The sequence below is a fragment of the Bacillus ndiopicus genome (genome assembly GCF_000612805.1).
In the GTDB taxonomy this organism is placed as follows: domain Bacteria; phylum Bacillota; class Bacilli; order Bacillales_A; family Planococcaceae; genus Metasolibacillus; species Metasolibacillus ndiopicus.
Map to the genome: position 1 here is coordinate 153,831 of NZ_HG964407.1, position 13,191 is coordinate 167,021.

Below are 13,191 nucleotides of genomic sequence, written 5' to 3' on the forward strand. Positions count from 1 at the left end.
GCTGTCGGGACACGAATTCCCGACAGCTACATTTATAGTTTTATTCCACGTTTTTCGTGATTTATTCCATGTTTCCCAAAGTTTATTCCATGTTTTTTGTGATTTATTCCATGTTTCTCAAAGTTTATTCCATGTTCAGTAAAAATACACTTACAACCAAGGCTCTACACAGTACACTTTCTTCGCAGTTGCATTTAGTCTTACTTTTTTTCCAATCGCTAACGGATGCATAGGGTGCGTGTGACAACAATCAAAGTCAGCAAGTATCGGTATATCTTTTCCATCCAGTTGCTCTAATAAAAGAGAAAGTGGTGTCTTTCCTGTCCCTAAATCATCAAAACGTTCATGCTTGCCTAAAATAATGCCTTTAACACGCTCAAAAACCCCATGCAACTTCAGCATCGCAAAGTTCTTTTCGACAACAGAGGCATCCTTCATACAGTCCTCAATTAGTAAAATATCGCCTTGCTGAATTTCAGGGAAATACTCCGTTCCGATAAAACCATACATCGCATTATTATTGCCACCTATTAAGCGCCCCTCTGCCACACCAGATTGCCCTGTCAGCCATTCATTCGCAAAAAGTGCTTTTTCTGTTGTTTTCTCAAGCCAATTGACAGGCTCGTCTGACCAAAAGGCAGGCATTGGCACTTCATAAGGTAATGTAGATTCTTCCATAAAATAAGATTGAAAATAGTCATATGTATCATTTACTAATGGCTCAAATTCACCAAAAGAAGGAATTAATGCTGGGCCATAATATGTTGAAATTCCTGTTTTCGCATAAAGCGCAAGTAAAATAGCTGTCGCATCTGAATAACCAACAACATATTTAGGGTTTGCTCTAAATGCATCATAATCAATATACGGCAGGATACTATTGGAATTCGTACCGCCAATTGTGGACATAATCATTTTAATATTGGGGTTATGTAGTAATTCATTTAACTCCTTTGCTCGCTCTTTTGGTGACCCTGAACGGTAAGTATCAGATTTTCCTGTTAAATTTCCCTCTACAATGTGAAAGCCTTTTGCTTTTAAAAAATCCTTTGCTCTCTCAAAACGCACTTGCGCTGTCACAGTGGCTGGAGATGATGGTGTAAAAATCCCAATCGAATCCCCTTTTTTTAATCGTTCTAGCATCTTATTCCTCCTTTAATAGCTGTAGAGCTTTTTCTGTAGATGTAATTAACGAGTCTACGCCTTTATCTTTTCTAATTGCCAAAGCCAATTTCAAAAGCTCCTTTGCTTGAACATTGTCCCCTAGCTCCATTAAACATTTTGCCTTGTGCTGATAGATAAAATCCTCATAGTTTTCGATGTTATGTGTTTTTTGGATTGCTTGTGCATCTTCAAATAATTTTAAAGCTTTATGATGCTGATTGTTGTATTTAAATGCCTCACCTAGCCGAATAAGCGTAACCATTTTTCGGGCAGGATTTTCCTCTACTTTTTTTAGACATTGTTCTAAATAGTAGATGGCTTTATTAGCTTGATTCAAAATGCGATAGCAATAACCAAGTGTCCCTAATAAATAATATTGTTCCTCGGCGTTCTCGATTTGCTGTAGTAGCATCTCTGCTTGTTTTATAAATGCCTGAACACTTTTAGGATCTTTAGTTTGTTCACGCAAATATTGATGTTCATCAAAATAAACTGTTTTATTTATAGTTAAGAAATCTTGCTTCAATTGTTCCAATAGCATGGCATAACCCCCCTCCAATTACAATATATTATACAAATATTAGTGTAGAAAGAAAACGAAGCTATGGTTTTAATAGATATAAGGTAATGATTCGCACGCAAGACTAATCAATAATCTTAAAATAAAAGCGCTTGAAATCAAAATTTTCATTATGACTTCAAACGCTTTATTTATTATTTTTACTAGATTGATTACGCAAATGCTTTTAACCCTGCGACACCAATAATAATCGCAAAAATACTTGCTATACGTGCAATGTTTTTAGATTCACCGAAAAAGACCATATTAACTAGCACTGCCCCTAAAGTGCCAATACCAACCCATACAACATAAGCAATACTTAATTGTAAATAATTAAATGATGCATATAAGAAAGCAAAAGATGTACCGAAGCCACCAATATAAATAAGCAAATTACGTAATGTTTTATTTTGACTATAAAAACGCAAACCTACTACACCGACAATTTCAGCCATTGCTGCAACTAAAATAAATAACCAACCCATTATCCCTGCACTCCTTCTCCCATGTTGTCGTCCTCTGTTGAATTATCAGCAAGCTTCAATCCAATTACACCTACAACTAAAATAACCATAAATAAAGCTTTCACTAAACTAAACTCCCCGTCAAAGATAAAAATATCCATTAATGTAGTGCCGATTGTTCCTGCACCAGCAAATATCGCATAAACGGTTCCTGTTGGTAGCTGCTCACATGCCTTTGATAAGAAATAGAAATCTATCACTAAAATCCCTAAAATAATTCCCCAATGCCACCAAGCGTTTGCAACATTAAAACCAAACACCCAAAATAACTCAAATAAAGATGTTAAACCTACATATAACCAAGATCTACTCATAATAATTTACTCCCTTAAATTAATTGTATTTAACTAACTCCCTGTAATGATTCACACAAGTTGAACATCAATAGCATTTAATCATTTAGCACACTCTTTTTATGACTGACTGACTGTCAGTCATTTTAATTTAAAATTAAAACGCCACTTAATCATGGCGCATTCCTAACGCGTTGTATAAAAAATCGAGAAGCATCTTTTTCTGCTCTTGAATAGACTCCTCCGTACTTTCGTCATACAGGAAAATTTGTTCAGCAGCAAATTCTATTAATCCTATTACAATTTTTGCTCCTTGCTTTACATTGAAAGAGGCTCTGATTATTCCCTGTTGCTGTGCGCTCTCTAAAAAATGGTGCATCCATTCATAAAACGGAGCATAAATGCTTTCCCATTCTTTTATATGCTCTGTTTGTGCGATACCAGCGTAAATAACAGCGAATATATCTCTATTTTTCTCTACTAACCCAAAAATCGCATCAACGACTTGAACAATTTGCTCTTCAAATGGAGCATCTGTCACCACGTTTTGCTCAACAACTTCCTCCATTTTATCTACCATTTCCTTAGCAATAGCAGGCATAATGGAAAGCAGTGATGGGAAATATAGATAAAATGTTCCTTGTGCGATACCAGCAGCTTTTACGATATCGGATACTTTTGTTTTTGCAATGCCATTTTCACGAAATACAGAAATCGCGGCCTGCACAATTTTTTCTTTCTTCGACATTTAATATCCCTCTCTTTCATACTGCTTGATTATAGTATATATGTGTCAAAATAAATAGTCAAGAGAAAATGACTGACAATCAGTCATTTTTTTGAGGGGTGTAAAACCTACTAACATACTTATAGGCTTTACAACAAAATTATACTGTCTTATTAATTACTTAAATGCTCATGTATGAGCTTCCATTCACCGTGCTTATTTTTCACAAAAACATTCGTTGCTCTACCTTGCCCTGAAACAAATTCTCTATTGTGATAACCAGAATAGCTGTAAGTATACAGACAAGTAGCTGTATCTTGATTCGTTACGAGCCACTGAACATCCTTTGCTTCATATACTTCTTCTTTAATTGTTTCCCAGGCATTTTCAAAATAATGCTGTATTTCAATCATCGTTGTACAATTTTGATTTGTGAACCAATAAACAACATTTGGATGTAGCATTTGTTTTACATTAGTAAAATCATGTGTATTTGTAGCTTCTATATAATCGGTTAGAGCTTGTTCATATGAATTATTCATTTGAGTCTCCTTTGTAGCAAAAGCAATCTTGTACATGGTCATTCACCATTCCTACTGCCTGCATAAAAGAATAGCAAATTGTACTACCAACAAATTTAAAGCCGTCCTTCTTTAATTGTTTACTCATTTTATCGCTAACAACTGTTGTTACAGGTACTTCACTTATTGTTGGCCAATGATTAATGAGTGGCTCATGATTAACAAATTGCCAAATGTAATTTGAAAAAGACCCATACTGTTGTTGCATGCGTAAATAAGCCTGTGCGTTTGTCACGACGCTAGCGATTTTCAGTTTATTGCGTACAATACGTGTGTCTTCCTTTAATTCAGCTAATTTTTCATCAGTATAATGAACAATTTTCTCGGCATCAAATCCATCAAATGCTTCACGATAGCCTTCGCGTTTTTGTAAAATTGTCCACCAGCTTAACCCTGCCTGTGCCCCCTCTAAGCAAAGCATTTCAAAAAGCTTTTGATCATCGTAAATAGGCTTGCCCCATTCATTATCATGATATTCAACATACAATGGTTCATCTAATTTTACCCATGCGCAACGCTGCATAATTGCTCCCCCTAATCTTGGAATGTTATCACTGTACCATCTAACGCATCAATATAACCTAGCACTTTGCCTGTTTTTTTATCATAGCAGTCATATCTCAGTACAGAGCTGCCTATTGCATTACCCATACCCCACTCTAAGCGAAAATCTAAATGCGCCAAAAATATGTTCTTCGCTTGCTGCGCTGAAATAGCTGGTACACTAGGAACGTGTTCAAATTGTTCCATATCAATAGGTCTGCCATGAAACGACTCCACATCTCCTGTCGAACAATTAATTGTAACGGATACCATAAAATGAGTTTTGATATTTTGTGCTTTTATTAAACGAAACATAAATCTAGGATATTGTCTATTTTTATCTACTTCTAGTTGTAAATAAGGATACATTTCTGGTGCAGCATGCTGTAAAAATGTCACTGCGTTTTGTAACGCTTCCTTTTCATTTAATTGCAAATTGCCTTGACGCTCTTTAAACCATGTCATGCTTAGAAGTTGACCTGTGTTCATATCTATTCTTGCATGAACAGTATCCTCGTATAAATCCTCTCCTTTTTTCTCAGCCCAAACAATCCGTTTTACATTGTTAGATGTAATTTCATCGATTATTTGCATTCCGCTACTTACCCCTATTATATCCTCCAACGACCTACTAAAGTTAGCCCCTAATGACGGTAATATCTCGTAATGTATATTACATCGTTGTTCATTTATAACAGGCTCCAAAATATCCGCCTGATAAACTGGATACACATCATCTAGCTCATAAATAAGGCGTAGCTGCCCTGCAATTTCAGCAATTGCTAAGCGCATACGTATATGCTTTTTAGCATTTTCGTATAAAGCCTTTTTACCAACTAATTTTTTAGGAATTTCAGGTTCAGATAATTTGCCCATATGCATTAATTCCACCAAATTCCCCGCTTTATCTAGACCGATAATAATCCCTGCATTGGCAAGTGGCAAATCCATTACAAGCTGTCCATAATGAAATTGCTCAATTTCGTCAATTGGTTCCACCTTATAAAATGTAAAATCAGCTAGCGCATTTGGATAGTATTGTAGCAAAAATTGCTCCGCAAGCTTGTACCTTTCTTCCTGTGATATTTCCTTGTCTACAGGCACTTCATAGCTTTCCTTTGAAATAAAATAACTCTTTAAAGTACCATCGTAATCTAACTGCACCTTTATACTTTCTTGATTATCTCCCCAAATAAATAAAGATTCTTCCCCTGGCTGTGCATTAATTTCTTCAAACATTATTTGGAAACTCTTAGATGGCTTTGCAATAGCTAGTGCCCGTTCCTTTAACTGGTGATGATTCATATCTAACCCCCTAAACAGAATGTATGTTCCCTATATTATAATTCAATCTTTCTTTTTATACAAGTATTTCCAAAGAAAAAAAGAAGGGCATTCACTTACCCTTCTACTTCCTCTAAAACATTTAATTTTTTGTTATTTTTTAACTCTGGGTGTGCCATTTCAATTACTGAGCGGCGTAGCAATATTAAGACGATAAATACTAAAATTGTACCACTGACAATCAAAATATATTGAGCTGGAACGATATCGTATAAAATACCGAATACTAATGTTCCAATTGGCATCATGCTCATTGCCATCATTTCCACGATACCAAACACACGCCCCTTATATTCCTCATCGATTGATGTTTGCATAATTACTCCTATTGGTGTGTTTGTAATAACGCCTAATCCACCCGATAAAAACATAATCACCAAGTAATAAATGAAAATTGTCATGTTTGAAAAAGTAAATAGCAACGGTACAGCAGTCAGGATTACTAAAATTGACATTAGTAGCGTTGAGCGTTTCACGACTACTAAAGGGAATTTTAAATTTGATCGGGTAGCAAAATAAATCGACGCAATCAACATCCCGATTGCTGCTCCCGCTTCAACAACGCCGATAAGTTTCGGATCTAAATGTAAAATTGTTAACAATATATAATTTCCACCGACATTTAAACATGTGAAAAATAAATTCAACCATAATGCTGTCCATAAAATTGCACGGACAACAGGTTTTTGCTTTAAGTAAACAAATCCAGCCTTAAAGCTTTCAAACATCGTTTCTTTCTGCTCTGAAGCAGTTGCTTCTTTAGGCTTCTTATGCAGCGTAAAATTCATCGTAGATTCTAATAATAAAGCAATTGTTTCTGCGATAATAAACACGAGTAAAAATATCTCCATTGATACGAAGCCAAATAACATTCCCCCAAAAACCGGACCGCCTATACCTGAAACGGAATACGATAGCTGATTAAAGCTCATCGCCTTTTGGAGACGCTCTTCATCAACTAAATTCGCTATAGATGCCGAAAAGGCCACGCTAGAAAACGAACTAAAAATACTATTGAACAATGTTGCTAAATATATTGCTACTAAAGATAAACCCTCTACCCATGTGTAAATCAACATAACACTAACCGTTAAGACTACTCCAGCCTGACCGCCAATTACTAGCCATTTACGTGGGACACGATCCCCTATAATTCCTGCAATAGGAGAAATAATTGTTCTAGGTATAATACTTAATAGTATATTTGCAGCAAAACTTAAAGAAGAGCCCGTTAAAGAAAGAATATACATACTAATACCAAATGCGTATACATTAGAACCAAGTGAACCAATCATTTTACTCATCAGGAATGTATACAAATGATACGTTGATTTTTTATACTTCAATTTTTCATCCATTAGCTTCCCACACCTTTTGTTTAATTTAATTAAACTTATTGTAAAACATACATTTTGAATTTTCAATATAAAGTTTAATTAAATTTAAAATTAATTCATTTTATCCAGTATTAATCCCCTCTTTTGTTTAATTAAATTAAAATTAATATCCTTCTACAATAATATTTGCTATAATCTTACGTAGTGAGGTGACCTTATGTTGAATATAGGTGCAAAAATAAAAGAGCTACGCAAAGAACGAAAAATGACTTTGGCACAAGTAGCAGGGGATCGTCTAACAAAAGGAATGTTAAGCTTAATTGAAAACGGCAAAGCGCAACCTTCGATGGAGAGCTTGCATTATATTGCAAGTCAGCTCCAAATAGATGTTGCTGAATTAATACAATCAGAGGATAACAAAAAAATACATGATGTGTTCATGCAGGCTGAGCAGCTCAGTTCGCAATTAAAAAAAGAGTATGAGAAAGAACAAAGAGAGCTAAAGGAACGAGAATTATTACAGCTTATCGAACCTTTCGTGCAATCTAACAGCTTGAAAGGAACTAGCTATGAGGAAGTACGCTTACTAGAAATTTATTTAGTAGTGCGCTATCGCTTAAAAATTAACCGTTCCGTCGAGCCATTTTTACCTTTAGCTAAAATGTATGAGAATGTCCATGCCTACTCTAAAATGCTTAGTTGTTTTAGTCTTTTATGTGGCATTGCTTTTAACACACACCATTACGAACAAGCACTTGATTATTTATTAGAAGGGGAAAAATATATTGACCGCTACTACTATTTAATTAACGACCTTGAAAAACTCGATTTTTACTACAACCTGGCTGCCGCTTACACTGCTTTGAATAATAATCAAAAAACAGAGGAATATTTCGAAATCGCTTTAAAAATGGCGAAAGAGAAAAAAGTATTGTATCGCTTAAATGATTTTTATCGTTTTTTATGTTATTTGCATTGTTCAAATGGAGACGCGGAAAAAAGCTATGATTACTTAACAAAAATGAAGGCATTTTCAACTGTGTTAGAGGACCCAATCGATGCTATCTCTACACAAATCATGACATTAGCATATACAAATCAAATTGAAAAAGATTTCGAAAAAACATTATCAATTCAAATTGATTACTTTGATGTACCCAAAGATGCATTTATTGATGCCCTTTTATTCACAAATGGTGAGTATGCTTATGCCCATCTACAGCTAAAACAATATGCACAAGCAAAAAAATTATTAGAAAATCTATTCGTTTCAGAAAATCAGCATCACCCATTAGATTTAGGTATATCCTATCGCGCCTTTGCCGTTCGTGCGCTATGCTATTTCGAAGAAGGCGATATCGTAAACGCCAAGCGCGATATATTATATGCGATGGATGGTGTGAAGGAGTTTAAAAATAGTTTCGATAAACAATTCATTTTGCAAGCATATGAACGTATTACACATTAAGAAAGGATGCTTCTCAGCAAATTTGAGAAGCATCCTTTTTCACTCTATTTTTTGTTGTTTTGAGGAAGTTACATCAAGTACATCCAATAGGAACATAAATAGTGGAATACCGATAATTAACCCCCACACTCCTAAGAAATGTTCTGAGAATAAAATCACCATAAACGTATAAAAAATTGGCAAATCCGTTTTCGCAGACATTAACTTTGGATTTAAGAAATATGCCTCAATGCCATGTAAAACAACAACGACAACCAAAATGTACACGATATACATAAAGCCACCAATGCTGTAGGAGATAATTGTTAATGGGATTAATGAAATAATGACACCCGCTACTGGTATTAGCCCAAGCACGAAAATCATAACCCCTAGCGCAATTAAATGTGGGAATCCCATAACTGATAAAACTACAACGGATAATGCACAGTTTACCGTTGCAATAATAAATTGCGCCTCAATTACCTTACCAAAAGAACGAATGAATACTTTAGAGAAATATTCTAATTCGTCGTATAAAGGGGCAATTTTACTATTTTTAAACTTCATCGTAAATTCAACAATACGATGTTTATCTAACATAATAAATAGGCTTAAAATAGCCGCAATTAAAATTTGCAGAAGCAACTTCCCAATATTCGTAATATTTTCTACGATAAAATTTACACCTTGCTGTAAATACTGTTCCAACTCAATTTTCTCAATCGTTGGCGCTAAATATTTCGTAATTTCGTTTTCATTCGGATTAATATTAAAATTCATCATTAAATTAAATAGCTGTGTAATTTGCTGCGAAATAAGAGGTAAATATTTATATACCGTTCCAACAACTCCTGCGACAAACAATAAGTAAATGATAACCGTAATGACCGCCTCTTTTATCGGCACATACTTTTTAATAGTACTTGTTAGCTTTGTGCTTAGACGATTCATTAAATATGTAATAATAAATGTGAACAAAATTAGATCAAGCATACTACGCATTAAATATAACGCAATCCCAATACCTATTAAAATCATAAACCTCTTAAAGCCATGACTTTTAAAAAAATCCCACACGAGCATTCTACTACTCAAAATATGAACAAAGCCTTATATCTAAATATAGACGCCTTGTTTAGTAGCAGCGACCTCCCTTTGTTTATAAGTTTTTTTAGCTATCGTATTTCCTCGACAGCTTTAACATTTATGAATTTAGTACTACTTAGCATATCCATATTTTAAAAATCCATTCCCTTTCTATATATTAATTATTATAACGTGCATAACCGTGATATCCAAAGTATTATTACCTTAAATTTAATTTTAATAGAAAAAAGAAAGACCTACTAATCATTCATATTAGTTTTACTTTATAACTATGCATTGATTAACTTCTTACCTTAAGAAATAGGATTTTGTTTACTATACTCAACAATAAGGTGAGATAATATTATTTAGTTTGCCCTTATATTATGTAATTAGTAAGCCTTTAGTTACTATATAAAATAACAGTTTAGGAGGTATGAAGATGAGCAAAAAACTACGAGAACACGGTATTATTATAGGAAAACTTCCTACAGGCGAAAAAAATTGCATTACGGATATAGAAGGTGTTCAAGTGGGCCATATTACACTGGACTCTCCCTTAAGTGAACAAGGAGACTATGCCTGCACTGGTGTAACAGCGATACTGCCTCATGCTGGCAATTTGTTTGAACAAAAGGTAACAGCCGCTAGCTATGTATTAAATGGCTTTGGCAAAACAACGGGACTTGTGCAAGTAAATGAGCTTGGTGTGCTAGAATCACCTATTATGCTTACAAATACATTGAGTGTTCCTGCTGTTACTCAAGGGACACTACAATATATGCTTGAGACAAATGAAGCAATTGGGCAAACAACAGGAACAATTAATCTTGTCATTGGTGAATGTAATGACAGCCATCTGAACTCAATCCGACATTGCGCTGTTACGCCAAAACATGCAATTGAAGCAATTCACAATGCTTCAGATGTTACTGCTGCCGAAGGAGCTATCGGCGCTGGTAAAGGCATGGTCTGCTTTGGCTATAAAGGGGGCATTGGCTCGTCCTCACGCATCGTCGAAGCCAATGATGAAATAAGCTATAAAGTTGGTTGTTTAGTGTTAAGCAACTTTGGTAGCAAGGATGATTTTTTAGCTGAGCACTATATGCCCCCTAAGAAACAGTCTACAGATACTGTAACACCAACAGATGGCTCAATTATTATTGTTTTAGCAACTGATGCTCCACTTAGCAGTAGACAATTACTACGTGTTATTAAACGCTGCGGCATAGGTCTTGGACGTACTGGCAGCCATTTTTCACATGGCAGCGGAGATATTGTTATTGGCTTTACCACAGCCCGTACAATTGCACATAAAACTGAGGAATTATTCGAAACACGGACACAGCTACGCGAGGATCATCCCGTTATGAATAAATTATTTGCAGCTGCAGCAGAGGCTACAGAGGAAGCAATTTTAAATTCTTTATCGCAAGCAAAGACAACTTTAGGACGCAATGGACATATTGTGCATGCCTATCAATTTGATTAGAACCCAAATTATTCATCATTTTGACTTTGCGGGCGAAACTAATTCTGAATCGGGCGAATTCATCCGTTTTGCGGGCGAATTTGCCTGCTAATTGAGCGAATCATTACTTTAGACCTGTCATTTTTTCAATAAAAATCTTCTCTTGCGACGATTTCACAACTATATCAAAGTTTTCACTGTATGGATGTATAAACACTTTATATTGAATTCTTCGTTCATTATGGGAATGCTGCAAATATTGTAACTCCATCCCTCTTTCCGTAATATCTCGCCCTGCCCTTCTGATAAACTCTGTATCATCATCCGTATAAAAATATATTTTTAAATCGAAGAGCGATGGATTTATAAAAGCAACGCTCATCCCTTCTACAATCGTTAGTTTATTGTTAGATGAAATTAATGTGCATGGTAGATAATGCGTATCAATTGTATAAAAATCTAGCCCTTGTCGAGCCATTTCTACGTCTCTTTCTAACGATGGCAAATGATGTGCCGCAGGGTGACAGGCAGTCATTTTATAATGATGCTGCTCATTATTATATGTATAATCAATCATCGTTTTTTTGCGCATTTCTGAATCAACGATATACGGATCTGTATTGATATAGTTGATTGAATTGGGCTCAAATAATGCGATTAACTTCTGTGCAAAGGTCGTTTTTCCAGCAGCCCCATGCCCTGATATACCGATTACAATTCTTTTATTTTGGCCATTTGCCCAATTCTTAATAAGCTGTAATAGCTGCTCCATTCTCAATTCCTCCTTGTTTTTGAAATATAAGCGAATGTTAGTGTACCCTAAATTATTACTAGCAAGCAACATGTAAGCGAATTAATTGTCATAAAATATATATAATCGGACTATTGTGAATTTTATAGGCAACACGTATTATAATAATTATGCAAAAACTCACATAAACTTGTGGGATATAGGAGGATTTTAAATGACTGTTATTCGAATTGGTATCGTAGGTTATGGAAATTTAGGTCGTGGTGTAGAGCACGCAATATCTCAAAATCCTGATATGGAGCTAGTTGCTGTTTTTACACGTCGTGATCCAGCAACAGTGAAAGTTGCTAGCAATGCGAAAGTATATTTAATAGATGAAGCTGAAAAATTTAAGAATGATATCGATGTAATGATTTTGTGCGGTGGCTCTGCAACTGATTTACCAAAGCATAGTCCACATTTTGCACAATGGTTTAATATCGTAGATAGCTTCGACACACATGCGAAAATCCCAGAGTTTTTCGATGCTGTAGATGCTGTTGCGCAAAAATCTGAAAAAATAGGGCTTATTTCTGTTGGTTGGGATCCTGGCCTATTTTCATTAAATCGCTTAATTGGCGAAGCTGTTTTACCTGTTGGTTCAACATATACTTTCTGGGGAGATGGACTAAGCCAAGGCCATTCAGATGCAGTACGTCGCATTGCAGGTGTTAAGCACGCAGTACAATACACATTGCCAATTAAAGAAGCTGTAGAACGTGTAAGAAACGGGGAAAACCCTGAGCTATCAACACGCGAAAAGCATGCCCGTGAATGCTGGGTTGTGTTAGAAGAAGGCGCTGATGCTGCAAAAATTGAGCAGGAAATTGTAACGATGCCAAACTACTTCGATGAGTATGACACGACAGTTCATTTTATTACTGAAAACGATTTTAAAGCGAATCATACAGGTATGCCACATGGTGGATTTGTTATTCGCAGTGGAGAAAGCGGAGATAATGACAAGCAAATTTTAGAATTCTCTTTAAAGCTTGAAAGCAATCCAAATTTTACATCAAGCGTAATTGTTGCATATGCACGCGCAGCCTATCGCTTAAATAAAGCAGGCGATAAAGGAGCAAAAACTGTTTTCGATATCCCATTCGGTTTATTATCACCAAAATCCGCTGCAGAGCTACGTAAAGAATTATTGTAATGGAAAATGGTTTTCTGATTGAAATGTTTACCATCTTGAAAAATATAAGAATTTTTTAAATGATTGAAAACACTGATTTCTATATGTTTTCTTTCAGTTTAAAATGAATAAATAAAAGGTGTAGGGATGGCAAATTCTTATTTGTCATCCCTACACCCATATA

The 13,191-nt window shown here is 35.3% G+C and carries 14 protein-coding genes; 3 read left to right on the forward strand and 11 right to left on the reverse strand.

Going from position 1 to position 13,191, the window contains the following annotated elements; translation table 11 throughout:
* Positions 1-150 precede the first annotated feature (150 nt).
* The 9 genes from TY13_RS14105 to TY13_RS14145 form a co-directional block, all read right to left on the reverse strand.
* On the reverse strand, positions 151-1,143 hold the full coding sequence (locus tag TY13_RS14105; RefSeq protein ID WP_042477292.1) for a S66 family peptidase: 993 nt from the start codon (positions 1,141-1,143) through the stop codon (positions 151-153).
* Position 1,144: 1 nt separating this feature from the next.
* A complete protein-coding gene (locus TY13_RS14110; protein ID WP_042477294.1) occupies positions 1,145-1,705 on the reverse strand; it encodes a tetratricopeptide repeat protein in 561 nt (186 codons plus the stop codon).
* A 191-nt stretch (positions 1,706-1,896) separates the two neighbouring features.
* Positions 1,897-2,211, reverse strand: a complete 315-nt coding sequence (locus TY13_RS14115) for a DMT family transporter (RefSeq protein WP_042477295.1) — start codon at positions 2,209-2,211, stop codon at positions 1,897-1,899.
* Positions 2,211-2,564 carry a DMT family transporter gene (locus TY13_RS14120; protein ID WP_042477297.1) on the reverse strand — a complete coding sequence of 118 codons (354 nt, stop codon included), beginning with the start codon at positions 2,562-2,564 and terminating at the stop codon, positions 2,211-2,213. Before TY13_RS14120 ends, TY13_RS14115 begins: the two co-directional genes overlap by 1 nt.
* Before the next feature lie 148 nt (positions 2,565-2,712).
* Entirely contained in the window at positions 2,713-3,291 is a 579-nt protein-coding gene (locus TY13_RS14125) for a TetR family transcriptional regulator (protein WP_042477299.1), read from the reverse strand.
* A 152-nt stretch (positions 3,292-3,443) separates the two neighbouring features.
* Positions 3,444-3,812 (reverse strand): YybH family protein, encoded by a 369-nt coding sequence (locus TY13_RS14130; protein WP_042477301.1) that lies wholly within the window; start codon positions 3,810-3,812, stop codon positions 3,444-3,446.
* Positions 3,805-4,374 carry a DNA-3-methyladenine glycosylase I gene (locus TY13_RS14135; protein ID WP_042477303.1) on the reverse strand — a complete coding sequence of 190 codons (570 nt, stop codon included), beginning with the start codon at positions 4,372-4,374 and terminating at the stop codon, positions 3,805-3,807. Before TY13_RS14135 ends, TY13_RS14130 begins: the two co-directional genes overlap by 8 nt.
* Positions 4,375-4,385: 11 nt before the next feature.
* Positions 4,386-5,699, reverse strand: coding sequence for a YcdB/YcdC domain-containing protein (locus TY13_RS14140; RefSeq protein WP_042477304.1), 1,314 nt, complete (start codon positions 5,697-5,699; stop codon positions 4,386-4,388).
* A 95-nt stretch (positions 5,700-5,794) separates the two neighbouring features.
* Positions 5,795-7,096: an MFS transporter gene (locus TY13_RS14145; protein ID WP_042477305.1), complete on the reverse strand. Its 1,302-nt coding sequence runs from the start codon at positions 7,094-7,096 to the stop codon at positions 5,795-5,797.
* Positions 7,097-7,292: 196 nt separating this feature from the next.
* Between TY13_RS14145 and TY13_RS14150 the strand changes: the two genes are divergently transcribed.
* Positions 7,293-8,543 carry a helix-turn-helix domain-containing protein gene (locus TY13_RS14150; protein WP_042477306.1) on the forward strand — a complete coding sequence of 417 codons (1,251 nt, stop codon included), beginning with the start codon at positions 7,293-7,295 and terminating at the stop codon, positions 8,541-8,543.
* 39 nt (positions 8,544-8,582) lie between these two features.
* Here the strand turns inward: TY13_RS14150 and TY13_RS14155 are convergent, their stop codons facing one another.
* Positions 8,583-9,608 carry an AI-2E family transporter gene (locus TY13_RS14155; protein ID WP_042477307.1) on the reverse strand — a complete coding sequence of 342 codons (1,026 nt, stop codon included), beginning with the start codon at positions 9,606-9,608 and terminating at the stop codon, positions 8,583-8,585.
* A gap of 445 nt (positions 9,609-10,053) precedes the next feature.
* Between TY13_RS14155 and TY13_RS14160 the strand changes: the two genes are divergently transcribed.
* On the forward strand, positions 10,054-11,103 hold the full coding sequence (locus TY13_RS14160; RefSeq protein WP_042477308.1) for a DmpA family aminopeptidase: 1,050 nt from the start codon (positions 10,054-10,056) through the stop codon (positions 11,101-11,103).
* 103 nt (positions 11,104-11,206) lie between these two features.
* Here TY13_RS14160 and TY13_RS14165 read toward each other — a convergent pair whose 3' ends face one another.
* Positions 11,207-11,854, reverse strand: a complete 648-nt coding sequence (locus TY13_RS14165) for a uridine kinase family protein (RefSeq protein WP_042477310.1) — start codon at positions 11,852-11,854, stop codon at positions 11,207-11,209.
* A gap of 193 nt (positions 11,855-12,047) precedes the next feature.
* On the opposite strand from TY13_RS14165, the gene TY13_RS14170 reads away from it, so the two are divergent.
* Positions 12,048-13,028 carry a diaminopimelate dehydrogenase gene (locus TY13_RS14170; protein WP_042477312.1) on the forward strand — a complete coding sequence of 327 codons (981 nt, stop codon included), beginning with the start codon at positions 12,048-12,050 and terminating at the stop codon, positions 13,026-13,028.
* The last annotated feature ends 163 nt before the right edge of the window (positions 13,029-13,191 follow it).